Origin of the sequence: Novosphingobium naphthalenivorans NBRC 102051 (assembly GCF_001590985.1) — a bacterium.
Lineage (GTDB): Bacteria > Pseudomonadota > Alphaproteobacteria > Sphingomonadales > Sphingomonadaceae > Novosphingobium > Novosphingobium naphthalenivorans.
This window is the reverse complement of sequence record NZ_BCTX01000056.1, coordinates 1-23967: the sequence shown is the minus strand read 5'-3', so window position 1 is coordinate 23967 and position 23967 is coordinate 1. Positions and strand designations below refer to the sequence as shown.

Here is a 23967-nt window from a genome sequence, read left to right as displayed (position 1 = left end):
AGCGAATTACTTCGTGATCTTCGAGACAACGCCCGAGCCGACGGTGCGGCCGCCTTCGCGGATAGCGAAGCGGAGGCCTTCGTCCATGGCGATCGGGGCGATCAGCTTGACCGACAGGGCAACGTTGTCGCCCGGCATGACCATCTCGGTGCCCTCGGGGAGGATCACTTCACCGGTCACGTCGGTGGTGCGGAAGTAGAACTGCGGGCGGTAGTTGGCGAAGAACGGCGTGTGACGGCCACCTTCGTCCTTCGACAGCACGTAGACTTCGGCGTCGAACTCGGTGTGCGGGGTCACGGTGCCCGGCTTGGCGAGAACCTGGCCACGCTCCACGTCGTCGCGCTTCAGACCACGAACCAGCGCGCCGATGTTGTCGCCGGCTTCACCCTGGTCGAGCAGCTTGCGGAACATTTCGACGCCGGTGACGGTGGTCTTCTGGGTGTCGCGGATACCGACGACTTCGACTTCTTCACCGACCTTGATGATGCCGGTTTCGACGCGGCCGGTCACAACCGTACCACGGCCCGAGATCGAGAACACGTCTTCGACCGGCATCAGGAACGGCTTGTCGGTCGGACGCGGCGGCTGCGGGATGTACTCGTCGACAGCGTCCATCAGCGCGATGATCGAGTTCTTGCCGATTTCGTCGTCGCGGCCTTCGAGAGCGGCCAGAGCCGAACCCTTGATGATCGGAATATCGTCGCCCGGGAAGTCGTACGACGACAGCAGTTCGCGAACTTCGAGCTCGACGAGCTCAAGCAGTTCTTCGTCGTCGACCTGGTCGACCTTGTTCATGTACACGACCAGAGCCGGCACGCCGACCTGACGGGCGAGCAGGATGTGCTCACGGGTCTGCGGCATCGGGCCGTCAGCAGCGTTCACCACGAGGATGGCGCCGTCCATCTGGGCCGCACCGGTGATCATGTTCTTCACGTAGTCGGCGTGACCCGGGCAGTCGACGTGCGCGTAGTGACGGGCAGCGGTCTCGTACTCGACGTGGGCGGTCGAGATGGTGATGCCGCGCTCGCGCTCTTCGGGAGCCTTGTCGATGTTGGCGAAGTCGACCGCTTCACCGCCGTTGACTTCGGCCATGACCTTGGTGATGGCAGCCGTCAGGGTCGTCTTACCGTGGTCGACGTGACCGATGGTGCCGATATTGCAGTGCGGCTTGTTCCGCTCGAATTTTGCCTTCGCCATCTTTCAAACCTTCTTTCGTACTGAAATTGAATCTGCGGGAAATAAGGCAGCGCCCGCTGAATCAGGCGCCGCCCCTAGAACCATTCTTGCCCTCAGGCAAGCTTCTCCTTCACTTCCGCCGCGACGTTGGCCGGGACCTCGTCGTAGTGGCTGAACTGCATGGAGTACTGCGCGCGGCCCTGGGTGAACGAGCGCAGCTGATTGACGTAGCCGAACATGTTCGCGAGCGGCACGTTGGCCTCGACGACCTGGGCATTGCCGCGGCTGTCGGTGCCCTGGATCTGACCACGGCGGGAGTTGAGGTCGCCGATCACGTCGCCCATGAACTCTTCCGGAGTCACGACCTCGACCTTCATGATCGGTTCGAGGATCTTGATGCCGGCCTTCTGCGCGCCTTCGCGCATCGCACCACGGCCGGCGATTTCGAAGGCCAGAGCCGACGAGTCAACGTCGTGGTACTTACCGTCGAGCAGCTCGATGTCGAAGTCGACGATCGGGAAGCCGATAAGCGCGCCGGTGTCGGCGGTCTCGCGCATGCCCTTCTCGACCGACGGGATGTATTCGCGGGGGATGTTGCCGCCCTTCACCGAGTCGATGAAGTTGATGCCGGCGCCGCGTTCACCCGGGGTGAGCTTGACCTTGACTTCACCGAACTGGCCCGAACCGCCCGACTGCTTCTTGTGGGTGTAAACCAGTTCGACCGGACGCGCGAGGTATTCGCGGTAAGCCACCTGCGGCGCACCGACGTTGGCTTCGACCTTGAACTCGCGGCGCATACGGTCGACGATGATGTCGAGGTGAAGTTCGCCCATGCCCTTGATGATGGTCTGGCCCGATTCATGGTCGGTCGAGACGCGGAACGAGGGGTCCTCGGCAGCCAGGCGCGAGAGGGCGATGCCCATCTTTTCCTGGTCGGCCTTGGTCTTCGGTTCCACCGACAGCTCGATAACCGGCTCGGGGAATTCCATGCGCTCCAGGATGATCGGCGACTTCTCGGCGCACAGCGTGTCACCGGTGGTCGTCTCCTTGAGGCCCGCGACCGCAACGATATCGCCGGCATAGGCAACATCGATGTCTTCACGGTTGTTGGAGTGCATCAGCAACATGCGGCCGACCTTCTCCTTCTTGTCCTTCACCGAGTTCAGGTACGAACCCTTGGACAGCGTGCCGGAGTAGATGCGGCAGAAGGTGAGCGAGCCGACGAAGGGGTCGTTCATGATCTTGAACGCAAGCGCGGCGAAAGGCGCGGTGTCGTCTGACGGACGCTCTTCCTCGACTTCCGTGTCGGGGTTGATGCCCGTGATCGCCGGAACGTCGAGCGGGCTCGGCATGTAGTCGACAACCGCGTCGAGCAGGGGCTGCACGCCCTTGTTCTTGAACGCCGAACCGCAGGTGACGGGAACGAACGCGCGCTCCATCGTGCCCTTGCGGATCAGCTTCTTGATCGTCGCGACGTCGGGTTCGTTGCCTTCGAGGTACTGCTCCATGACATCATCGTCCTGTTCGACGACGAGTTCGAGCAGCTTCTCGCGGTATTCGGCAGCCTTGTCGGCCATGTCCGCCGGGATCTCGACATAGTCGAACTTCGCGCCGAGGCTTTCGTCCTGCCAGACGATGCCGCGGTTGTTGACGAGGTCGACAACGCCCTTGAGATCGCTCTCGGCGCCGATCGGCAGGTACATCACCAGCGGCACCGCGCCGAGGCGGTCGATGATCGACTGGACGCAGTAGTAGAAGTCGGCGCCGGTGCGGTCGAGCTTGTTGATGAAGCACATGCGGGGAACGCCGTACTTGTCAGCCTGACGCCACACGGTTTCGGACTGCGGCTCCACGCCGGCCACGCCGTCGAACACCGCGACCGCGCCGTCGAGGACGCGCAGCGAGCGCTCGACTTCAATGGTGAAGTCGACGTGTCCCGGGGTGTCGATGATGTTGATGCGGTGCTCGGGGCCCTGACCGTCTTCAGCCTGCCAGAAGGTGGTCGTGGCGGCCGAAGTGATGGTGATGCCGCGTTCCTGCTCCTGCTCCATCCAGTCCATGGTGGCGGCGCCGTCGTGCACTTCGCCGATCTTGTAGGACTTGCCGGTGTAGTAGAGGATACGTTCGGTCGTGGTGGTCTTGCCGGCGTCGATGTGCGCCATGATGCCGATGTTGCGGTAGCGTTCGATCGGATGGCTGCGTGCCATGGTGAAAATCCTTAGCAGGAGTTTGGGAGGAACCGGGGCTCAGATAAGCCCCTGCCCCCTGAATTGAAAGTGTGACGCCCGCATGACGTGCCATGCGGGCCCCACGAGGCGTCTTACCAGCGGTAGTGCGAGAAGGCGCGGTTGGCGTCCGCCATGCGGTGCGTGTCTTCGCGCTTCTTCACGGCGTTGCCGCGGTTGTTGGCGGCATCCATCAGCTCGCCCGAGAGGCGGGCGGCCATGGTGGTCTCGGGACGGTTGCGCGCGGCGGTGATCAGCCAGCGGATGGCGAGAGCCTGGGCGCGCTCCGGACGGACTTCGACCGGAACCTGGTAGGTCGCACCACCGACGCGGCGGCTGCGGACCTCGATCTGCGGCTTCACGTTGTTCAGGGCATCGTGGAACAGCTGGACCGGATCGGCCTTGGCGCGGGCTTCCATCGTGTCGAGCGCACCGTAAACGATGCTTTCGGCAACCGACTTCTTACCGTCGAGCATGAGGTTGTTCATGAACTTCGACAGGACCTGATCACCGAACTTCGGATCAGGCAGGATTTCCCGCTTCTCGGGACGACGACGACGTGACATCGCTTGTATTCCTTGTTCTTGCGGCCGGGAGCCAGAGCGTCACCGGCCGGTCAATCTCTCATCGTGCGGCGCTTTCACGCCGCCAACCGATCACTTCGGACGCTTGGCGCCGTACTTCGAGCGGGACTGCTTGCGGTCCTTGACGCCCTGCGTGTCGAGCACGCCGCGCAGGATGTGGTAGCGCACGCCGGGAAGGTCGCGCACACGGCCGCCGCGGATGAGCACGACCGAGTGCTCCTGCAGGTTGTGGCCTTCGCCGGGAATGTACGAGATGACTTCGCGGCTGTTGGTGAGGCGCACCTTGGCGACCTTGCGGAGAGCCGAGTTCGGCTTCTTCGGGGTCGTGGTGTAGACGCGGGTGCAGACGCCGCGCTTCTGCGGGTTCTGCTCCATCGCCGGGACCTTCGACTTGGCCTTCTGCGGCTCGCGGCCCTTGCGGACCAGCTGGTTGATAGTGGGCATCTATACTCTTCTTTCAAAATGGGAGTGCGATGGATCCGGCCCGTACCGTGGGCGAGAACCGCAAGCCACGGGACGGACCCGTCGCACCCCGGGTCATGCGGGCCCGGCGCGTTTCGAAAGAGGGAAGAGTGAGAGGGTCACGCGGAAGGAGAAAGGCTGCCCTCGTCATCCCGGCAAAGGCCGGGATCGCGAGAGGCATAGCGCAACCTCACTTGCGTGAGCCGAAAACACTCCACCCGGCTTCGATGCCACCGGATTACTTTGCCACCGCAGTTCCGAAAGCAGCCCTACCCGAATCGGAACGGCTGCCCGCTGAGCGCTCACCTTGCCCTAAGACAAGGAAAAGGCCCGGAAATGCTGACATGGCAATGTTCAGCTCTATGTCTGTTCCTGCGAGCAAGCCCGCAGAAGATGGGCGCCCTTAGGCGATTGAGGGGATGGGGTCAAGGATTTCGGCGGGTTTGGGACGGGGTGGAGTTGGCCCACCCGTGATCGGAGTCACGTGCCTCCGCCCCCTCCCGCGAGCGGGAGGGGGGACTCCGTGCCTTGCAGCAGCGTTTCGCGAGAACGGGAGTACGCCCTCCCGCCTGCGGGAGGGCCGCGAGACTTGCCTGAGCCGAAGGCGAAGCTAGTCGCAGCGGGGTGGGCCGTCTTGACCCTATCAGCAGGGCCTATCCAAGTTTTAACTCGCAGCTCTACCCTGCAACCACCACCCTCCCCCAATGCCCGCATTCAAGCCCCGCAACACCAGCCGTGCCAGGCAGTTGCGCAACGAAGCCACGCCAGCGGAGCGGCTGCTCTGGCGCCACCTCGCCCGCTCGCAATTGGGCGCGAAGTTCAGCCGGCAAATCCCGGTGGGGCCCTACTTTGCCGACTTTCTCTGCCGTGAGCTGGCACTGGTCATCGAACTCGACGGGCACTCGCACGAGATGCGTAGCAGCTATGACGCAGCGCGCGACCGGTGGATGCTTGAGCATGGCTATCACGTGCTGCGTTTTACCAACGAGACGGTGTTCCGGGAGTTGGAAGGCGTTGTGGCTTTGGTTCGGGAAGAGATCGAGCGGTTGCGCTGCACAAGCGGCGTCAGAGACGGCCCACCCCGCTGCGGCTAGGCAGCAAGCCGCCAAGCCTCGCGGCCCTCCCGCAGGCGGGAGGGCGTACTCGTGTTCTTCCGCAACGTAGCTGTTTGGCACTGATACTCCCCTCCCGTCCACGCGAGGGGAAATGAAGGGACGCCCTTGCCTGCGGCGGGCGCGCCGCCGCGCTCGTCTTCTATCTGCCCTTCCCGCCGCACTTCGCGCACCGCGTTCTTCGACGAGCCGCCGGACGCGGACGATCCGCTGCCGGGGTTCGCGCCCTATCTCCACACGGCGCCGCGCCGCAATTCGATCACGCCGGAGAGGCAGCGCGCGTTCATTGTCCCGCTCGCGGCCACCGAGATCGTCACGCAGAGGCCCCGCACGAAGACGATTGAAGCCCCGCCTCCAGCCGCTTCCCGAAGCGCTTTCGCCATGCGGGAAATGGTGCAGTGCAACCACCCGGAGCACCGGCGGTGAAGGATGCCTCAAGGCAAAAAGCAGCTCAACACCAGCGACTTACCGGGCACATTACATAACATTCACACGGTTGACTTTCCCCGTGCGCAGGCCAACCATCCGGGTTATCGTTCCCGCCCCAAAGCGCGGAAGGATGCTCCGGGAGAGGAACAGAGGGCTCGACGCCCCTTGACGTGGGAGATCATCACCATGCCGAGCCAGAGAATCCGCGATCTCGCCGGGGAACTCAACGAACTCATTTCCCGCGTCACGATCCGTGACGATGCCAGCGGAGATCCGGAGTTGCGCCCCCTTGCCCCCACGCCGGAAGACTGGCTGGAAACCGCGCTTGAGACGTACAATATGCGGCGGATGCGGGAAAAGGTCTTCGGCTCGCCGCAACTGTTCGGAGAGCCGACCTGGGACATCATGCTGGATCTCTTCATTGGCGAGCTGCGCAATACCCGGATGCAGACGACCAGCGTCTGCATCGGCTCACAAGCGCCGCAGACGACGGCGCTGCGCTGGATCGCCTTGCTGGAAAAGGAAGATCTGGTGCACCGCTACCGGGACAAGACCGACTCCCGGCGCGTCTACGTGCAGCTGACCGATCGCGCGCTCAAGGCCATGATGCGGATTTTCTATGAGCGCTGCTTCGCCATGATGGAACGCAAGAGAAACGCTTCTACAGCCGGGGCGCGGTCCGGCCCCGGCACCGCCGGGTACGACGATGCCAGGGAAGCCATCCTGGACGACGCGATGGCCCAGATCAGGATCAGGAGACAGGATCCGATCTGAGCCGGTACGCCGTTAATGCCGCATCAGATATCCGCGTAGGCGGCGAGGCGCAGCGCCTCGTTGGTCGAATCCGTTTCGAGCTTGGTAATCATGTTGGCGCGGTGGATTTCGACCGTACGGGGGCTGATCCCCAGCTTCATCCCGATGATCTTGTTCGACATGCCCTCGGCCATGCACTTGAGCACTTCGCGCTCACGCTTGGTGAGCAACACCAGCTTGGCGCGCGCCTCAGCCCGCAGGCGGCCGTTTTCCATCAGCTTCTGGCGCTCGGCCTTGTTCGAGCTGATGACGTCCATCACGCCCTGCAGATCGGGCAGCCGGTCAATGTAGCCGATCGCCCCCTTGAGCATCGCGGAGACAATAGAGTTAAGCGATGCTTCTTCCGCGTAAGGGATAATCGGAAACCACTGAGCCTGGCCGTTTATCAGGTTCAGCAGCTTGTCGAGATTGCTGCCCTCGTCGCTTATCAGAACGATGTAGCTGGTCTTGCTCTCGGAGATGAATTCCTCGATCTCCTCAAACGGTTCGACATGAAAACCCCCGGCAAACAGGGCGTTAGTGATCTTCGCCCGCTTCTGGTAGTCGTTCTCGATCAGTGCGATGGTGCGATAGTGTTCCATATCCTGACAGTACGGGGGATTGCGGTCCGGATTAATCCCTAAGTCAGTCCATCTGAGGGTATTTTGCATCCAAAACGGAACTATCTCCGGGAGCGCATTGCAATCGTTTGAAATTTTGCGATGCAGCATGGCTCATTATTTTCCGGAGAGCCTGCCGGAAATGGTAAAAAACCGCTGAAATCCTTGATTTTCGTACCCCCCGGTACGCGAATCAAGGTCGCGAATCGAGGCTGTTCCCCGCCCCTTTCGCAGCCCGTACAGGTCCGGCGCAGAGGTGGTGATGACACATTCCGTTCCGGCCCGGCGGGCGCGCCGCAAGCCTTGCGGGAAATTAGCCCGGTTATGATAAAGGTTAACTTTCGACAGTACCCGGCACGGATCGGACCGCGGAAGCGGCGGAGGCGTTTACCAAAGCATCGCGCGGTACAGGCCCTTGCCGCACCGCGCCTCATCGCTAGCGGGGGGTCTTCTCCGGCGCGTGCCGGCGCCGCCCGTCCCGGTGCTTGGCATAACTGTCGAGCACCTTGCGCATCTGCGCCAGCGCCTCTTCGCGCGCCTTCTCGTCCTCGATCCGCGCAAGATCGCGCCTGAGTCCAGTGACGAAGGAGGCATAGGCGTTCTGCCAGTCGTGCCCGAGGTTTTCGGCGATATCCTCGCGCCCCGTCTTCGTGCGCCGCGCCGGCGCGCCGGCCGGCAGTTCCCAGGTCTCGCCGATCGACGGCACCACCATGGTGGCATCGGGCGCGCGGGTCTGCGCAAGCTGGCGCATCGTCTCCAGCCCGCTGTCCTCGCCGTGGACGAGGAACAGGCTGCCATGGATCGGCGCACGCGCCGCGACCCAGTCGAGCAGTTCGCTCTGGTCGGCATGGGCCGAATAGGAATCGATCCGCCGGATCGCCGCGCGCACATGCACGTCCTGCCCCGAAATGCGCACCCGCTGCGCGCCGTCGAGGATCACCCGCCCCAGCGTGCCTGCGGCCTGATAGCCGACGAACAGCACGGTCGCCTCGCGGCGGTAGAGATTGTGGATCAGGTGGTGGCGGATGCGCCCGCCCTCGCACATGCCGGAGGCGGCAAGGATGATCGCGCCCTTCACCGAATTGAGCCGGATCGATTCCTCCACGCTGTCCACGAAATGCAGCTGCGGATGCTCGAACACGCACGAGCCGTGCAGGTCTTCCAGCTCGGCGGCATGGCGCTTGAACACGTCGGTCGCATGGCTGGCGAGCGGGGAGTCGATGAACACCGGCACCGGCGGGATCGCCTTGGCCCGCAGCAGCTCGACGATGTCGAGCAGCAGTTCCTGCGTGCGCTCCAGCGCGAAGCTGGGAATGATGAGATTGCCCCCGCGTTCGAGTGCGCCACGGATTTCCGCCTCCAGCACCTTGCGCCGCGCCTCGATCGTCACCCGCTCGCGGCGGCGGTCGCCATAAGTGCTTTCGCAAAGGACATGATCGAAGCCCGAGGGGCCTTCGGGATCGGGATGAAACGCCTTGTTGTCCGGCCCGATATCGCCCGAACACATGACGCGCGTGCCGCCCGCCTCGATCTCCGCCGAAGCCGAGCCGAGGATATGGCCCGCATTCCACAGCCGCACGCGGAAGCCCGGAGCCGGTTCGAACCATTCCTCCAGCGCCACCGGACGGCACATGCCCCAGGCAGCCATGGCATCGGCCTCGGTATAGAGCGGCTGGAACGGCTCTTCGCCCGCACGGTCGCGGCGGCGGTTGCGCCGGGCGGTGTCCGCCTCGTGGATGCGTCCGGAATCGGCCAGCATGTATTCGAGCAGGTCGGCGGTCGGCTGCGTGCACCAGATCGGCCCGCTGAACCCTTCGGCAGCGAGGCGCGGCAGCAGCCCCGAATGGTCGATATGCGCGTGCGTCAGCACCACCGCGTCGACATGGCGCGGATTGAAGCTGAACGGGCTGGCATTGAGCCCTTCGAGCGTGCGCGATCCCTGGAACATCCCGCAGTCGACAAGTACGCGCGTCTTGCCGAGGACGAATTCGTGGCACGAACCGGTCACCGTCCGCGCGGCACCGTTGAACGTCAGAGTGAGGGGCTGGGTCATGGCGCGACCATGGAACCACATTGCCCTAGCAACAAGGGGTTAGATCAAATTCGGGCAGTCGGGCAGAGAACCGGACTAGCGCAGGTTCGTTCCTGCCCTGTCCAGCATCCCCCCGCTCTTCGACTTCAGTTCCAGCTTCCACAGGCTGAGCGCCTTGAGCATCCGGTCGGTCTTGTCTCCGTAATCGCCGGAGATGAGCGTCCTGGCATCGTCGGCCTGTCCCGTCAGTGCCAGCCGCAGGACCTGGGCCGCACTCTTGTGAAACGCGGCATGGATGTCATTGATGGTCTTCCAGGCCTCGGTTTTCTGGACATCGCCCCCCATGGACGGGCCGTGGAACCACTTGCCGAAGTCGCAACTCCTGTCGCAGGCGGCCTCTTCCGGCGTGACGTCCGCCTGCCCCTGGGCAATCGCCGTCATCAACCGGACCTTCCATTTGAGGTGCTTGTGCTGCGCGCCCGTGATCTGGGCGATCATGTCTTCATCTGCATTCACGAAGCAGTCCCTCCTCTCTTCGCTCAGGTTCCCGTGGCGCGGAATTCGCACCACACGCCGCGGACGGCCTCAGAAGACCGGTCGGTCCGGAACAGAAACACGTTCGCCGTCCCCGGCTGCTCCCTGAGATGGAATTGCGAGATCATGCGTTCGAGCTGCTCGGTCCGATGCTTCAGCGTCGTGGTGGCGGCCGTCGCTTCCTCGGCCATGGCCGCGTTCTGCTGGGTTACGCGATCGATCTGGTTCACGCCGGAATTGATCTCATCAAGACCCAGCGACTGCTGCTGCGCGCCAGTGGCGATCCCGCTCACAAGCTCGGTAATCTGGCCGACGCGATCGACGATGTCCGTCAGCGATTCCCCGGTGCGATTGACCAGATGCACGCCGGCGCCCACTTGCTCCGAACTCGTCTTTATCAGTCCGTTGATCGCCTTCGCCGCCTCCGAGCAGCGCTGTGCCAGGGCCCGCACTTCCGACGCAACGACTGCGAAACCGCGGCCCGCCTCGCCGGCGCGCGCGGCCTCGACGCCCGCATTCAAAGCCAGGAGATTGGTCTGGAAGGCAATGCCATCGATCACGCCGATGATCGTCGAAATCTCGTCGGACGATCGCTTGATTTCGGACATGGCGCCAACCGCCTGCTTCACGATATCACCGCTCAGTTCCGCGTGACCCCGCGCCTGGCGCACCACGTTTTCGACCTGCATGGCGCTGTCCGCGGCAGACTTCACGCTGGCCGTCAGCACATTGAGTGCTGCGGCCGTTTCCTCAAGCGTCGCCGCCTGGTTCTCGGTCCGGAGCGAGAGATCGTTGGACGAGGCGCTGATCTCGTCGGTGCGGGAGCGGATTTCGATCCCGTTGTGCGCCACGGCGCCGATCAGCTCGTTCAGGTTGTCGACGGTGGCGTTGTAATCTTCGCGCAGATCCTCGAAAGTCTCGGGGAACTGCACGTCGAGCAAGCGGGTCAGATCGCCGTCGGACAGCGCTTTCAGCCCACCGGCAAGGCTCATGACGACGAAGTGCTGCTCTGCCCATCGGTCGTAGCGTTCGATTTCCGACCAGCGCTCCTTTTCCTCCATCTCTTCGCGTTCGCTCAAGGTTTCCCGCAGAACGGCAAGATCATCGCGAAACCGGATGATCTCGCCTCCTGCAAGGAGCAGCCGGGGCAGCGGCGTGAGGCTGCCGCGCGCGAAGGCATGGGTCGCGCGGGACAGCCGGGACAGCGGATAGAACACGAAAACGACCATCGCCGCCACGAAGGCCAGGAAAAGCGCATTGGCCAGGATCAGCGCATCGCGCACCTGCCCGGTCAGCTTCTCGACCCAGCCTCCCGCATGGAGAGCGGCTTCACCGCCGATGGTCCGGACAATATCCTTGTAGGCCGGAATCTCGACACCGGCAGCGACAGCCACTCCCGCCGCAATCATGATCATGGAAAGCGGAATATGCTTTCGGATCTGTATCTTCCGCTTGCGCCCGTTCATTACAACCCTTCCCTAGGAGTGTATTTTCTTATTCTTCCCCCCGGTATTTTCATCGCAACATAGACCCGCAGTATTGGCGGACAATTCATGGGTCGGTCAGGATATTGTCCAGCAAAACGTTAATCGGTTCTTGAGCATGAGAATCCGCTGAAACCGCGGAAGAGCCAAGCACAGAACGAAAAAGGAGGAGACGCTTTCGCGCCCCCTCCCCTTTTCGCATTGTTCCCCGAAGGAAAGCGGCCGGCTCAAAGGCCGATAATGCCGCCGTCATCCTTGGTGATCGCAATGATCGCGGAGCGCGGGCGCACGGTGGCGGCCGTCGTGCCGGCCTGGCTGTCGGGCCAGTGGCTGCTCGGCGCGGCGGCATCACCGCTCTCGCCCGGGTGCTGGATGCCCACGAACAGGGTACGGCCGTCCGGCGTCATGTCGATGCCGGTGATCTCGCACTGGACCGGGCCGACGAGGAAGCGGCGCAAGTTGGCGGCCGTCGCGGCGGTGCCGGCGAACGTCGCCTGCTGCGCGGTGGCGCCGGTCGAGTCCTTGTTGGTGAGCGTCGTCGCCCCGCCGTCGCCGACGTGGCCCGGCAGAGCCGCCAGCAACATGCAGTTGGTGCGATCGGTCATCGCGCCGTCGTCGGTCTCGATCCACAGCACCGGATTGATCTCGCCCGCCGGATTGGTGTCGCGCGAGAAGTACAGGCCGTCCGGGCTGGAGAAGTCGTTGCTGGTGGTAAGGCCCGAGACGTTGACGTTGGCGTCCGACGGGAAGTCGGTGGCATCCGCGCCGAACAGGTAGATGTCCCAGGCGAAGGTGGTGGCGCCGGTCGTGTCGCCATCCTCGCGCAGGCGGATGATGTGGCCGTTGGGATTGCCGTAGCTGGTCTTGCCCGAAAGGTTCGGGTCGCCGTAGTGGCGCGGGTTGGCCGCATCGGTGCCGTTCAGCGGACGCTTCGAGGCATTGCTGTTGGTCAGCGTGAGATAGATCTCACCCGTCACCGGATTGCCGGCCGTCCATTCCGGGCGGTCCATCGGCGTCGCGCCCAGCGCATCGGCGGCAAGGCGGGTGTTGACGAGAATGTCGGCCTGATCGGCGAAGACGTATTCGGGATACGTGCCGGTCGCGGGCAGGCTCGGGACCGAACCATAGACCAGCGGCAGCCACTGGCCGGTGCCGTCCGCATTGAACTTCGCGACATAGAGCGTGCCGGCATCGAGGTACTTGTCGCCCACCGCCAGGCGATCGCTGGCATCGGTGTCGGCCGCATCGAACGCGGTGTTCGACACGTACTTGTAAAGATACTCGCCGCGGCTGTCGTCGCCCATGTAGACGCCGATCTTCTGGCCGGCGACGGCGCGCACGAAAGCGCCTTCGTGGCCGCAGCGGCCCAGCGCGGTGCGCTTGCGCGGAGCCGAGGTGGGGTCATAGGGGTCGATCTCGACCACCCAGCCATACTGGTTGGGCTCGTAGCGGTAATCGGCAGCCGCGCTGGCGCCCGTGATCGTCGCGTTCCACTTCTGGAACATCGCGTCGGTGGAGGCGACCGTCGACCAGGCGTAGTTGCCGGTCTTGCTGGTGACGCCGTAGCGGGCCAGCGCGCGCAGTTCGTTGCCGGTGCGCAGCGCCGCGTCGGAGGCATCGCGGCGGAAGTAGCCGGCCCAGTTTTCCTCGCAGGTCAGGTTGGTGCCCCAGCCCGAGATGCCGTTGGCGCAGTTGTTGATCGTGCCGCGCCCGGCCGTGCCGGCGTTCGAATAGGCCGTGACCAGCATCGCCGAACCGGCGGCCGGGCCGTGGAAGGCCATCGGCGTCATCGGCGTGATGCGGCGGTTGAAGCTGCTGCTGGCGACATAGGACCAGCTGCGGTCGCCGCCGTCGATATATTCGGAGACCGAGACGCCGTGCGCTTCGATTTCCTTCTTCGCCTCGTCGGCCGGACGCGGGCCGGTGGAGACATTGGTCGGGCCATTGGGGTGAAGGTACTGGGTGCTCAGGTTCTCGTGGTTCTGCACCATGAGGCCGCGCGTCGAGCTGCTGTCATCGCGCGAACCGGCGGCCGAGAGGCCGAAGAAGTGCAGCGCGTCGCCATGGTCGCCGATGCGCTGGGCGAAGTTGTCGTCGGTGCCGTCGTTGGCATAGGCCGCGACGCCCGCCGCCAGCGGGTCTCCCAGCCGCGTCATGACCGTGACCGAATAGCCCGCGGGAACCACGGCGATGTCTTCCAGGCTGTGCGCGACGGCGGTGAAGCCGAGCACGGCAGGCGAAACGCGGATCGTCGTGGTCGACACGGCCGTCTCGCCATCGGCATTGGTGACGGCGAAACCGAACACGAGATCGGTGGCGGCTTCGACGGCCGGGGCGATGAACGTGGCGGTGAGGCCCGAGATGGTCAGGTCCACGTCCGGGCCGCTGTTCTGCGCCCAGGCGGACTTGCTGACGCTGGTGTTGCCGGCCGTCACCGAGCCAGTCAGCACGACGACGCGGCCCGAGCTGGTCGCTGCATTGTCACCGGCGGAAACAACCAGCGTGGTTTCGGTGTCGTCGCTGCCGCAAGCCGAAAGCACGCTCGTGCCCAGCACGGCCATGGTGGTGGCACCGGCACCGCGCAGCAGCGCCTGACGGCGGGAATAGCGGGCCGCGGCCAGCGCCTCCAGCGAGATCTGGGTGGTCGGATTGGTGTCGACGTCGCCGTCGGTATAGCCGTTGGGAGGAAGAATGTCGGTCATGCTATTGCCCCGCAATATTAGCTTGGAGAGGCGTAGCTAGAAGACGTTGATGTCACTAATGCGCAAAAACACTTTCAGTTTCGCGTCTTTGCCATGACGTTTTTCTGGCAATCGGGACTCCGCACGCGAACCGGCGGCGCGGCTGTCAGGCCCTGGCGGGATAGATCCCGCCCAGCAGGCGTTCGAAATGCGCCGAGACGCGATCGTTGCACGAACAAGCGCGGTTTTTCAGGCCATTACGGTCGAGCACTTCGATTCCGCCGCGCCGCGTGCGCAGCAGCCCCTCGTGCTTGAAACGCTGCAGAACCCGGCTGGCATAACTGCGGCCGATCCCCATCATCGTGGCGAGTTGCTCCTGCGTCATCGTCACATGGCTGTCGCCAATTCGGCAAACGGCAGCCCCCAGCCACTTCGCCGCGCGCTGTTCGATCGTGTGCGTCGCATTGCAGGCGATCGACTGGAAAACCTGCGCCATCATACAATCGGCATAGCGGGCAAACAGGTTCGCGATGACCGGGGAAGCACGCTTGGCCGCTTCGAGCTTGCCCAAGGGTATCCGCCGGAACACCCCTCCATGCAGCACCTCGACCCGGGCATAGGCAGGCACCGGCCCCTGGCTGGCAAAGCCGCCCACCGCCCCTTCGCGCCCGACCAGCATGGTCTCGACAGCTGCGCCGTCATCCAGCGCGACGGAAAAGCAGCACAGCGCCGGGCCGGTCGGCAGGGTGCAGTATTCGACCTCGTCGCCGGGCTGGCAGATCACGGTCCCCGCATCCAGCACGCATTCGGAACAATGCCGCACCAGCAGCGTCTGTTCGGCGGGGCGAAGCGCGGCGAGCAGGCCGTTGCCCATGGCGCCTGCGGCCCTGGCATCTTCGGACAATGAATGGGGAACTTGCGTGAACTGCGGCATGGCGGGATACCCGGCGATGGCGGTTAGGGACGTATAGTCCTCAACCCGCGCGGGCGGCTGCGGTTCCCGGTATCTTCCCGCAGGCCTTTCCCGGCAGTTGCGTCAGCCCAGCGGTTCGAGATCGGCCGGGCGGCCCGCAGCCGGACATCCCGCCAGGGCATAGGCAATCGCGGCCAGGATGGACTGGCGGGTGAATGGCTTCTGCACCACGCCGATCGCGGTTTCGGCCGGTGTGCCGATCTGCCCGGGATTGGCCGTGACATAGATGACCTGCGCCCCGAACTGGCCAGCGAGATGGCGGGCCGCCGCCGGGCCGGTAAGCCCGTCGCGCAAGTTAAGATCGACCAGCGCCACATCCGGCGCCTCGGCCAGACCGCCGAGCCCGGCAAGATCGGGAACGGTCCCGACAACCGCGTGACCGCCTCCCGAGAGAATGTCCTCCAGTTGCAGGGCGACCAGGAATTCGTCCTCCACGATGAGAACTTTCCCTCCGCCTTCCGTCATCGCAGCACCCAAGGCACCCTATTCCTTATTCTGTGGCTTCAGGCGGCGGCTCTGGCACCGCCCTCGTAATTCGCGATCTTGCCCAATTCGGCGAAGAACGCGTCGATCGCCTCGCCGTTGAGAACGAAGCTGTGGCGGAAATCGGGGAGCTGGCCCGACTCGATGACATTGAGCAGCATCGTGCGCGCCCGGCAGATGCGGCTTTTCACCGTGCCCAGCGCGACTCCGCAGATCTGGGCGATCTCCTCGTAGGAAAGATTGCCGGCCGCCACGAGCACAAGCGCCTCGCGATAGCTTTCCGGGATCGCGGTCAGCGCGCGGATCACGTCGGCAAGCTCGATGGCGCTTTCCTGGCTGGCGTCGGCGCAGAGAATGCGCTCGGCGGCGAGTTCATCGTATTCGCCATGGAAACGCGCGCGGCGCGCCTCGCTGTAGAAGTGATTGCGCAGGATCGTGAAAGTCCAGGCCTTGAAATTGGTGCCGGCCGCATAACGGTCCCGCGCGGCCCAGGCTCGCAGCATGGCTTCCTGAGCAAGGTCGTCTGCCCGGTCACGGTCCCCGCACAAGCCGCGGGCAAAGGCGCGAAGGTGCGGCGCGACATCGGCCAGCGCCTGCTTGAATTTCCGGTCGCTGAGCGCCTGGGCTGGCGCCGGTTCGATCTCAACGTCCACTTCGGATGCTGCGGTCATGCGTTACCCTCCATTCTAACCAGATGCAGCGCTAACGCCGCCTGCCCCGGAATGGTTCCCGGAAAATGCCGATGATGGGGTGCAAAGTTATGAAAACCGGCTGATTTCCCTGAAGATTCGCGGCACCGCAGCAACCGCTGCTCCGAAAACCGGGGCCTTGCCGGAAACCCATATGTGCCAGAAAGCTTGAGGCCTCCGGCCGCTCTTGGGGCTGCCGGAGGCCTCCGGGATCGGATCACCACCGGTTGCGGGGGGTGGGGTGGGGGGAGCCAGTGGTGATGCCGGAGAAACGTGGAGGAACGGCATTGGTTCCCGCAAAAAGCGAACCTGCGAAAAAATTTTCAGGTTGCCCTGCATCCACCCGGCATTCAGATCATTTAGATCATAGGGCTGGCGCCTTGCCGCCGTACCGCGTGCAAGCGCACACCAGATCCAAAGGCCAGAGGAATTCCATGTCCGTCTCAGACCAGATCGCCCGCCAACTGCCGTACTTGCGCCGCTATGCCCGGGCACTGACCGGCTCCCAGCATTCGGGAGACGCCTACGTGCGGGCCACGCTGGAAGCCGCGCTGGCCGACCGGGACCTGCGCGAGGAGATCGCGCACAGCCGGGCCGCGCTCTATGCCGCCTTCACGCGCATCTGGACCACCGGCCATGTCGAGGAGCAGCCGCCGGAAAACAGCGGCGACACGCACGAACAGGCCGCCCGGACCCGTCTCGCAACGATCGCCCCCACCCACCGCCAGGCCCTGCTGCTTTCCACCGTGGAGGAATTCTCCCGCGAGGAAACCGCCCGGATTCTCGGGGTTTCGCCCGAAGAGGCCGATGCCCTGGTGGCGCAGGCGATCGCCGAGATCGAGAACGAGAGCAAGACCAGGGTCCTGATTATCGAGGATGAGCCGCTGATCTCCATGCAGCTGGAAAGCCTCGTCGACGACCTCGGGCACACCGTGGTCGGCACCGCAGCCACCCGTACGCAGGCGGTGGACATCTTCGAACGCTCGCCCGCGGGCCTCGTCCTCGCCGACATCCAGCTCGCCGATGGCAGTTCGGGCATCGATGCGGTGGAAGACCTGCTGAAATTCGGTGACGTGCCGGTGATCTTCATCACCGCCTATCCCGAGCGCCTGCTGACCGGCGAACGCCCGGAACCGACCTATCTCGTAACCAAGCCGTTCCAGGAAGTGACCGTCCGCGCGGCGATCAGCCAGGCGCTGTTTTTCAGATCAAGCGAGCCGATGGGCTGAGGTCCCGGAAAGAGAATACGGGCGGCAACAAAGAACAGGCGGCCCCTTTTCCGGGCCGCCTCCAAATCAGCCCGGCAGGCTGCCTGCCAGTTCGTGATAGTGATCGACGGCCGAAAGCGCGAGCGCACTCACCAGGGCGAGCGCGAAAGTGCTGCCCGAGGATGTCGATTCGCGGCGCTGTCCGCCCAGCCGCACTGTCGCCATGTGATGGCCTGCACCGGACGTCGAAGTCATGACTCGTGCGTCGTAGGGAAGCAGGCGCAGCGCCGCCGTCTCGCAGGCGCCCGCCATGACCGAGCGCAGGACATCGGCTTCGGCGGTGGCGGTCAGGCTGGCGCCGCCAAGCCCTTCCGGGCGCATGCGCATGAGCTTGCCCATCGCACGAACATATCCGGCTTCCTTGTCAGGTGATGCCACGGTCGACGACAGCGCAATGTTGTCGACCTCGGTGAGCCACTCGGCAATGCGTGGGGGGGATGCCATGGGCTATTCGCTCCTAACGTAATGTTCAACGGCCCCCACCGCTCTTTTCGCATTGCACCATTTGCGATCATGCAAAACACATGTACGCACATATACGTATATAATTCAATAGCCACTTAAAATCAGCTATTTAAATTGTGTTCAATCCCATCCACGCGCCCCAGGGCCTGTCACGGCAACAGCGATTTCTCGCCTTTTTCGGCGCGCAAGGCGAACTCCCGGGCCGCCCGGACCGGCATCTTGAGGCGGCATTCGACCCCGGCCGGATTGAACTTGAGATCGACTTCGGAGTTGAGCTCGTGCGCGACGATCTTCTCGATCAGGTCGCGCCCGAACCCGCGCTTGGCCGGCTCGACAACCGGAGGACCGCCCTCTTCCCGCCAGTGGATTTCTGCCAGATCGGGCGACAGCAGCACCCAGTGGACGTGGATGCGCCCCTTGATCGTGCTGAGCGCGCCGTACTTGGCCGCATTCGTCGCCAGCTCGTGAATCGCAAGCCCCAGCGACATCGCATCGTTGGGCGCCAGCTTGATATCGGGGCCGGACATTTCCACGTGGCTCTCGCTGCCGTCCATGTAGGGCGCCAGTTCCGAGCGCACGATGTCCCCGATCGCGGCATTGCCCCAGTCCGATTGCGACAGGAGGTCATGCGTCGCCGACAGCGCGCGGATACGCGCTGTCAGACTTTCAGTGAAATCGTCGATATCCGTCGCGCGGCGGCGAGTCAGGGCCGCGATCGAAAGGACATTGGCCAGCGTGTTCTTGACGCGGTGGTTCAGTTCGCGCGTCAGCGAATTGCGGATCGAGGCCTGATTGGTGAGCCACTCCAGCACCCGCCGGTCCTCGGCGGCCCGCTTGGTGATAAGGCGGCCGATCGCCATGACCATCAGCGAGGCCAGGGCACCGAAAAACAGCGTGATCCGCGACAGTGCGGACAGGACGCCGCCCTTCTTGTCGCTGACCTGCACGACCCAGGAATGATTGCCGACATCGATGCGCCGCTCCATCGTCGAGCCGGTCATACCCTCGGCGCGCCGCTCGGCCAGCAGGGTATCCGGCGCGACGTGGCCATCGTAAACCGAGACCTCGATCCCGTTGGTCCGGTAGAGTTCACCAGCCGAGTTGAGGAAATTGTCGGCCCGGAACGGGCTGTAGACGAACCCCTTCACATGATGGCGGCCGCCCTCGTCCGTCTCCACCGGCATGTAGATGAGGAACCCGGCCGCATCGGGATCGCCCTTGTCCTGAACGAGATGGACTTTACCCGAGGCGACGGGACGCCCGAGCTTCATGGCCTTTTGCATGGCCGCCCGGCGCACGGGGTCGGAGAACATGTCGAAACCGATCGCGCGGCGGTTGTTCGCCGTGCCCGGCTGCAGGAACACGATCGGCGTTGCATAGTCCGCATCGTGGCGCGGATAGGGATAGGTAAGAAAATCCGGCCGGCCGGCATCGTGGATCGCGTCTTCGAAATCGGCAAGGTTGCGCACCGGCACCAACGGCGCCCAGCCCATGCCCAGCGACCCGTAGAGCTTGCCGTCCCCCTGCAGGTCGTCGGTGAATTCGCTGAACTGATGGCCCGTCACCTCCTGCTGGGTGCCGAACAGCGCGGCCCCCGCCCGCAGCAGGGCAATATTCTCGGTCACGCGCCGCTGCAGGGCCGAGGCGATCTCGGTCAGGTTGCGATCGAGCTCCACTTCGCTCGTCTTGCGGTCCGCCCGCTCGATCGCCATCACCGAGACAGCCGTGGTGATGCTGGCGATCACGAACAGCAGAAACGGCCAGCCCCGCGGATATTTGTGGAACCACGACTGCTTCTGCACACGGTCCAGAAGCGCCTGATCAATCACCCCACACTATTCCCGTCTCCTGACGCGGCCGGGCACAATCCCGCGCGGCTGCTGCCACCTATGGCAACTCTTTGCATCCGGGGGAACCTTGCAGCCCGCCAATTGTTCCACGTCCGGACAATGTTGGCAGGGCCATGCCCCCGCCGGAGCGCGGAAGCCTTCGCTTCCGGGCAGGGAACCGGCACAGGCTTGACCGGCCGCCTGTCTCTCAGCAAGGGTAGCCGGCGAAAGGGAGCTTGTGTTGAATCGACCCAATGGACGAAGGCCAGCCGGGAAAGTGCCGGGTCTGCCGCCCGGCATCGAAGCGCCGCCCAAGGACGGCGAACCCGGCTGGGCATCGGGGTTGAGAAAGCTCTACAACTCCGTCGTCGAAGAACCGCTGCCGGACAGCTTTCAGGATCTCCTGAAAAAGCTGGATGACAGCGGCGATGCCTGAGCGGATCACGCCCTGCCCGGCAGACGAAAGCTTCCGCCGGGAACTCCTCACCGTCCTTCCCCATCTGCGCGCCTTTGCCCGCGGCCTTTGCGGCAGGCCCGATTTTGCCGACGATCTGGTGCAGGAAACCGCGATCAAGGCCTGGACCGCGCGCGAGCGCTATCAGGCGGGCACCAACATGCGCGCCTGGACATTCGCGATCCTGCGCAACCACTACTTGTCCGAACTGCGTCGCAGCAGGCGCCAGACCGATCTCGACGATGGCGTGGCCGAGCGTCTGCTGATCATGGAAGCCGATCAGGAAGCCCCGCTCCATCTCGACGACATGGAGCACGCCCTGCACCAGCTTGCCCCCGAGCGCCGCGAAGCCGTGCTGCTGATCGGCGCCTCCGGCTTCAGCTACGAGGAAGCGGCCGGGATCGCGGGATGTCCCGTCGGCACCATGAAAAGCCGCGTCGCCCGTGCCAGGGCCGATCTGGCGCGGATACTGGACAGCGAGCCGCAGAAGACCATCGCGGACTCACGCGCCGGCTAGGCGGCACGAGGCCCCGGTCAGTTCAAGCGCGCCGAGTTCCTGGTTCTTCTCGGTAAAGAACGTCGCCGTCATGGTCCCGCCCTGCATCAGCACCGCCTGAAACGCGCGTGCCGAGCAGATTCCGTGCCGCCCGCGCGCCTGCCAGTCCGGCTTGATGGCATCGAATTCCGGATTGTTGACCACCGTGACCTGCAACCGGGTGCCGTCGGCGGTGAAGCCGGTCACTTTCGATCCGTCGTCAAGAACGGTAGGCCGGGGCATCAGGTCCGCCGTGCGCTGGACCAGGGCTTCCATGTCCACGCCGCGCGGCACCGGCCGGACCATGGCTGCGCTGGTAAAGGCAGGCACAGGAGTGCCACCGTCCTGCCCGGAGACCGCCTCGGTCAGAACCGCCGGCTGGAAACTGGCCGGCGCGGACGGTTCGGCCACGGTCTCGAAAACCGGCGCCGGCGTGCCCGCCTTGGCAAGCTGGAACGCGAAAGGATAGACCTCTCCGTTCCAGCTGACCGTCAGGTCGACCCGCTGCGGCAGGTCCGCCTCCTTGATCTTGCCGAGCACGATCTTGCCCGCATAGCTGTGTCCGGGATCGACCGTCGTCGCCTGCACCACTTCGTTGCCGAGCGCCGCGCGGGTGCGGTCGAGGTTCTCCTGGATGCGCGCCAGCCCGACCCCGGTTCCCACGCCGATCGCCGTAGCCTGTATTTGCCCGGCCGTGCTGGGGGCGCTGTAATAGCCGCGATACGTGCCGTAAGGCGTGTGCCAGGTGCTGCGGTAAGTGTCGCGCTGGCTGGCCGCCGCGGCCGCGGCAACCCCTCCCAGCAGCGCCAGCCCCACCTTGGACCATACCGCCCGCCGCTTGGCCTTGCCCTTGAGCTGATCGACCGAGAAGACTTCCAGGCTCTGCCCGGCGCTTTCGGCATGGAAATTGCCGATGTCGATCACCTCGGGATCCCTGCCCCCGTTGTACACCGCCACCGCGAAGGCAAGACTGCCGTGATCCATCGGCAGCGGCCGCACCTGCACCGAGCCCCACCGCTGCGGCAGGTCCAGCGTGGGCACGCCCTGCTGATAGCGCACGGTCTCGTAACCGACCTGGACCGGCTGGACCTCCGGCGGTGCGGCATGGACCGGCACGGCGAGCGAAACGCAGGCAAGAGCGAAAACCATCGGTCGAATATCGGGTCGCAACGCAAATCCCCTGATTTTGTGCAGGTGCGAAAAATCAGCGGGCCGCCGTTGCGAGCCGGGTAAGGAAGATGCCTAATTCCAGCTTAATTACAGATAATTAATCCCCGAGAAAGCGGCAAACAGGCCGCCGCCCGTTGACGCAGGCAAATACATCACGACCTTTCCGGCGCAGAATTTCTTTTCCCGCCACTCTTGGAAAGGTATAATTCAGCACCCGCAGAAGGAATACTACGAAGATACGACATCTTCGCGCCATTTCGGCAGCAGCATCAGACAGGCCACCGAAACCGTATGGAACGCCAGCGCCGCGCCCGCGACCGGAATGGTGCCGTGCTCGATCCATGGCGAGACCAGCGCCGTGCCGGCCGCCGCCGCGCCGAGCACGAAGAGGATCACCAGCGCGCTGCCCCGGGCATCGTCGCCATGCGAGGCCAGAATGGCGCGGAAGAACCCCGGCGGGCCGCGCAGGCCGAGGCCGGTGTTGACCGGCACGAACAGCGCCGTGATGACGAGCGCCGAAGTCCCGCCCGCCAGTGCATAGAAGAACTGCGCCAGCGCACCCACCGCCGCGAGCCATGTCCCGGCCGCGATGACACGCTCGGCGCCATAGCGCCGCACCACCCTTGTGGCGGAATTGGCGGCGACCATGAACGTGGCGATGCCGCAGACCTGCATCACGATGAAATCTGTCAGCGTGCCGCCATGGACGCGCACGAACACCGTCGGCATGCCGAAGACGAAGACCAGCAGTCCGCCCAGCACCAGCGCCTGGCTCAGGGCATAGCGCAGGAACGTGGCGTCGCGCAGCAGGGCGAGGAAGCTACCCTGCCCCCGGCGGCGCACTTGCGGCACCCCGCCCGAGGCCAGCAGCAGCACACCCAGCAGCGCTGCGACCGCGGCCATGACATCGAAATTGAGATGCCAGCCGCCGAAGGCCAGCAGCGCCGCACCGGCAACCGGCGCCAGCGCGGGCGCCAGCGATTCGATGCTGCCCAGCACGCCAATCGCGCGCACTGCGTCCTCTTCATCGAACATGGCATTGACGATACCCGGCGCGAAGACCGCAGGCCCGGATGCCACCATGCCCTGTAGCGCGCGCAAGGCGATCAGCACTTCCATCGAGGGGGCCAGCGAACAGCCCAGCGACAGCAGCGCGGTCGCGAAGAGCGAGCCGATGAACAAGTGCGGTGTCGCCACCCGGTCCCCCAGCACGCCATAGCCCAGCAGGCCGAGGCACGAGCCGCCGACATAGGCCGCCAGCACCAGCTGCGCCTGTGCCGGATCGCCCCCCAGCGCCTCCGGCAGGCCGGGAACCGCGGGCAGGACAAGATCCGTGCCCATCAGCCCCACGATCGTACTGCCCACGACCAGTCCCAGCGTGATCCACCCGCGATTCACGAACTTGCCCCTGCCTTGTGTTCCCTGGTTACCGGACCGCGGGGATGGCAGCTTGTTCGCAAGCGCACAATAGCGGCGCACATTGCCCTTTCACCGCTGCGCCCCGGCCTGCCCGGGAGCACTCCAGGTCTTGCAACTCTCCCCGATGCGGAAGGACGAAGCCATGCCGCACCGCCTCAGGACACTCGCGCTCTGCTCCGGCGAAAGAAGAGAGGGGGCAGAAATATACAGATATTTCAACGCACCGCTAACGCCATACTGCACCAGGCAGATGCCCTGGCACCACCGTTTACGAGTTTATGCTCCGGCTCCATGATCAGATCACAGGAGTATTTCCGGTTTGGTAATCACAATTGGGAAGCAATGACTAAAGCAACTCGCCGAGAAACAGATTTTAACTGATTTCACGTAGAGACACCGAAATAAAGGTTAAGACTCGACAGGACACGGTTATGGCCGTCAGAAATATTCTGAGAGGATTCTCGCACGGCCGGCCCTCCGGCGCGTCCGGAAGCCATGCCTCGATTTCACCCCACGAACGCCTAGCGCTTCTCGATGAATACGAAGCTCTC

The 23967-nt window shown here is 64.3% G+C and carries 22 protein-coding genes; 6 read left to right on the top strand and 16 right to left on the bottom strand.

Going from position 1 to position 23967, the window contains the following annotated elements; genetic code table 11:
• Window positions 1-6: 6 nt before the first annotated feature.
• The 4 genes from tuf to rpsL form a co-directional block, all read right to left on the bottom strand.
• Window positions 7-1197, bottom strand: coding sequence for an elongation factor Tu (gene tuf, locus NN5_RS16975; RefSeq protein ID WP_067735960.1), 1191 nt, complete (start codon window positions 1195-1197; stop codon window positions 7-9).
• A gap of 92 nt (window positions 1198-1289) precedes the next feature.
• Window positions 1290-3383, bottom strand: a complete 2094-nt coding sequence (fusA, locus tag NN5_RS16970) for an elongation factor G (RefSeq protein WP_067735957.1) — start codon at window positions 3381-3383, stop codon at window positions 1290-1292.
• 113 nt (window positions 3384-3496) lie between these two features.
• Entirely contained in the window at window positions 3497-3967 is a 471-nt protein-coding gene (gene rpsG, locus NN5_RS16965; protein WP_067735954.1) for a 30S ribosomal protein S7, read from the bottom strand.
• Window positions 3968-4057: 90 nt separating this feature from the next.
• Window positions 4058-4429, bottom strand: coding sequence for a 30S ribosomal protein S12 (gene rpsL, locus NN5_RS16960; protein WP_007011879.1), 372 nt, complete (start codon window positions 4427-4429; stop codon window positions 4058-4060).
• A gap of 722 nt (window positions 4430-5151) precedes the next feature.
• Here rpsL and NN5_RS16955 point away from each other — a divergent pair.
• From NN5_RS16955 to NN5_RS16945, 3 genes are all read left to right on the top strand, one after another.
• Window positions 5152-5541 (top strand): endonuclease domain-containing protein, encoded by a 390-nt coding sequence (locus NN5_RS16955; protein WP_067735951.1) that lies wholly within the window; start codon window positions 5152-5154, stop codon window positions 5539-5541.
• 126 nt (window positions 5542-5667) lie between these two features.
• Window positions 5668-5985 carry a hypothetical protein gene (locus NN5_RS16950; RefSeq protein WP_067735948.1) on the top strand — a complete coding sequence of 106 codons (318 nt, stop codon included), beginning with the start codon at window positions 5668-5670 and terminating at the stop codon, window positions 5983-5985.
• Between the two features lie 3 nt (window positions 5986-5988).
• The gene (locus NN5_RS16945; RefSeq protein ID WP_157081187.1) at window positions 5989-6762 is read left to right on the top strand and encodes a helix-turn-helix domain-containing protein; all 774 of its coding nucleotides are present in this window, start codon (window positions 5989-5991) and stop codon (window positions 6760-6762) included.
• Window positions 6763-6785: 23 nt separating this feature from the next.
• On the opposite strand, the gene NN5_RS16940 is transcribed toward NN5_RS16945, so the two are convergent.
• From NN5_RS16940 to NN5_RS16905, 8 genes are all read right to left on the bottom strand, one after another.
• Window positions 6786-7382 (bottom strand): response regulator transcription factor, encoded by a 597-nt coding sequence (locus tag NN5_RS16940; RefSeq protein WP_067735942.1) that lies wholly within the window; start codon window positions 7380-7382, stop codon window positions 6786-6788.
• Between the two features lie 454 nt (window positions 7383-7836).
• Window positions 7837-9453 (bottom strand): MBL fold metallo-hydrolase RNA specificity domain-containing protein, encoded by a 1617-nt coding sequence (locus NN5_RS16935; protein WP_067735939.1) that lies wholly within the window; start codon window positions 9451-9453, stop codon window positions 7837-7839.
• A 75-nt stretch (window positions 9454-9528) separates the two neighbouring features.
• Complete coding sequence (locus NN5_RS16930; protein ID WP_067735936.1) at window positions 9529-9948, bottom strand: CZB domain-containing protein; 420 nt, start codon at window positions 9946-9948, stop codon at window positions 9529-9531.
• A 23-nt stretch (window positions 9949-9971) separates the two neighbouring features.
• Window positions 9972-11381 (bottom strand): methyl-accepting chemotaxis protein, encoded by a 1410-nt coding sequence (locus tag NN5_RS16925; RefSeq protein WP_217998683.1) that lies wholly within the window; start codon window positions 11379-11381, stop codon window positions 9972-9974.
• A gap of 296 nt (window positions 11382-11677) precedes the next feature.
• Window positions 11678-14152: a PhoX family protein gene (locus NN5_RS16920; protein ID WP_067735930.1), complete on the bottom strand. Its 2475-nt coding sequence runs from the start codon at window positions 14150-14152 to the stop codon at window positions 11678-11680.
• Window positions 14153-14297: 145 nt separating this feature from the next.
• Window positions 14298-15065: a Crp/Fnr family transcriptional regulator gene (locus NN5_RS16915; protein WP_245656578.1), complete on the bottom strand. Its 768-nt coding sequence runs from the start codon at window positions 15063-15065 to the stop codon at window positions 14298-14300.
• A 102-nt stretch (window positions 15066-15167) separates the two neighbouring features.
• Complete coding sequence (locus NN5_RS16910; RefSeq protein ID WP_306305110.1) at window positions 15168-15539, bottom strand: response regulator; 372 nt, start codon at window positions 15537-15539, stop codon at window positions 15168-15170.
• A 68-nt stretch (window positions 15540-15607) separates the two neighbouring features.
• A complete protein-coding gene (locus NN5_RS16905) occupies window positions 15608-16258 on the bottom strand; it encodes a sigma-70 family RNA polymerase sigma factor (protein WP_067735924.1) in 651 nt (216 codons plus the stop codon).
• A 452-nt stretch (window positions 16259-16710) separates the two neighbouring features.
• On the opposite strand from NN5_RS16905, the gene NN5_RS16900 reads away from it, so the two are divergent.
• Window positions 16711-17505: a response regulator gene (locus tag NN5_RS16900; RefSeq protein WP_067735921.1), complete on the top strand. Its 795-nt coding sequence runs from the start codon at window positions 16711-16713 to the stop codon at window positions 17503-17505.
• A 66-nt stretch (window positions 17506-17571) separates the two neighbouring features.
• Here NN5_RS16900 and NN5_RS16895 read toward each other — a convergent pair whose 3' ends face one another.
• Both NN5_RS16895 and NN5_RS16890 read right to left on the bottom strand, forming a co-directional pair.
• Complete coding sequence (locus NN5_RS16895) at window positions 17572-17988, bottom strand: hypothetical protein (RefSeq protein ID WP_067735918.1); 417 nt, start codon at window positions 17986-17988, stop codon at window positions 17572-17574.
• Window positions 17989-18158: 170 nt separating this feature from the next.
• On the bottom strand, window positions 18159-19838 hold the full coding sequence (locus tag NN5_RS16890; RefSeq protein ID WP_067735916.1) for a CHASE domain-containing protein: 1680 nt from the start codon (window positions 19836-19838) through the stop codon (window positions 18159-18161).
• Between the two features lie 277 nt (window positions 19839-20115).
• Here NN5_RS16890 and NN5_RS26370 point away from each other — a divergent pair, with 277 nt between their 5' ends.
• Window positions 20116-20274 carry a NepR family anti-sigma factor gene (locus NN5_RS26370; RefSeq protein ID WP_169801008.1) on the top strand — a complete coding sequence of 53 codons (159 nt, stop codon included), beginning with the start codon at window positions 20116-20118 and terminating at the stop codon, window positions 20272-20274.
• The gene (locus tag NN5_RS16885; RefSeq protein ID WP_067736023.1) at window positions 20267-20809 is read left to right on the top strand and encodes a sigma-70 family RNA polymerase sigma factor; all 543 of its coding nucleotides are present in this window, start codon (window positions 20267-20269) and stop codon (window positions 20807-20809) included. The genes NN5_RS26370 and NN5_RS16885 overlap by 8 nt, the downstream gene beginning before the upstream one ends.
• Here the strand turns inward: NN5_RS16885 and NN5_RS16880 are convergent.
• Both NN5_RS16880 and NN5_RS16875 read right to left on the bottom strand, forming a co-directional pair.
• Complete coding sequence (locus NN5_RS16880; protein WP_067735913.1) at window positions 20795-21976, bottom strand: hypothetical protein; 1182 nt, start codon at window positions 21974-21976, stop codon at window positions 20795-20797. The genes NN5_RS16885 and NN5_RS16880 overlap by 15 nt on opposite strands.
• A 249-nt stretch (window positions 21977-22225) precedes the next feature.
• Window positions 22226-23395 (bottom strand): MFS transporter, encoded by a 1170-nt coding sequence (locus tag NN5_RS16875; protein WP_067735910.1) that lies wholly within the window; start codon window positions 23393-23395, stop codon window positions 22226-22228.
• Window positions 23396-23967 lie beyond the last annotated feature (572 nt).

Excerpts from the sequence above, each read along its gene's own strand:
- NN5_RS16905 (WP_067735924.1), bottom strand. The coding sequence starts at position 16,258 with ATGACCGCAGCATCCGAAGTGGACGTTGAGATCGAACCGGCGCCAGCC.
- rpsG (WP_067735954.1), bottom strand. The coding sequence starts at position 3,967 with ATGTCACGTCGTCGTCGTCCCGAGAAGCGGGAAATCCTGCCTGATCCG.
- rpsL (WP_007011879.1), bottom strand. The coding sequence starts at position 4,429 with ATGCCCACTATCAACCAGCTGGTCCGCAAGGGCCGCGAGCCGCAGAAG.
- NN5_RS16915 (WP_245656578.1), bottom strand. The coding sequence starts at position 15,065 with ATGCCGCAGTTCACGCAAGTTCCCCATTCATTGTCCGAAGATGCCAGG.
- NN5_RS16935 (WP_067735939.1), bottom strand. The coding sequence starts at position 9,453 with ATGACCCAGCCCCTCACTCTGACGTTCAACGGTGCCGCGCGGACGGTG.
- NN5_RS16945 (WP_157081187.1), top strand. The coding sequence starts at position 5,989 with ATGCCTCAAGGCAAAAAGCAGCTCAACACCAGCGACTTACCGGGCACA.
- NN5_RS16940 (WP_067735942.1), bottom strand. The coding sequence starts at position 7,382 with ATGGAACACTATCGCACCATCGCACTGATCGAGAACGACTACCAGAAG.
- tuf (WP_067735960.1), bottom strand. The coding sequence starts at position 1,197 with ATGGCGAAGGCAAAATTCGAGCGGAACAAGCCGCACTGCAATATCGGC.
- fusA (WP_067735957.1), bottom strand. The coding sequence starts at position 3,383 with ATGGCACGCAGCCATCCGATCGAACGCTACCGCAACATCGGCATCATG.
- NN5_RS16885 (WP_067736023.1), top strand. The coding sequence starts at position 20,267 with ATGCCTGAGCGGATCACGCCCTGCCCGGCAGACGAAAGCTTCCGCCGG.
- NN5_RS16925 (WP_217998683.1), bottom strand. The coding sequence starts at position 11,381 with ATGATCATGATTGCGGCGGGAGTGGCTGTCGCTGCCGGTGTCGAGATT.
- NN5_RS16895 (WP_067735918.1), bottom strand. The coding sequence starts at position 17,988 with ATGGCATCCCCCCCACGCATTGCCGAGTGGCTCACCGAGGTCGACAAC.
- NN5_RS16955 (WP_067735951.1), top strand. The coding sequence starts at position 5,152 with ATGCCCGCATTCAAGCCCCGCAACACCAGCCGTGCCAGGCAGTTGCGC.
- NN5_RS16900 (WP_067735921.1), top strand. The coding sequence starts at position 16,711 with ATGTCCGTCTCAGACCAGATCGCCCGCCAACTGCCGTACTTGCGCCGC.
- NN5_RS16880 (WP_067735913.1), bottom strand. The coding sequence starts at position 21,976 with ATGGTTTTCGCTCTTGCCTGCGTTTCGCTCGCCGTGCCGGTCCATGCC.
- NN5_RS16920 (WP_067735930.1), bottom strand. The coding sequence starts at position 14,152 with ATGACCGACATTCTTCCTCCCAACGGCTATACCGACGGCGACGTCGAC.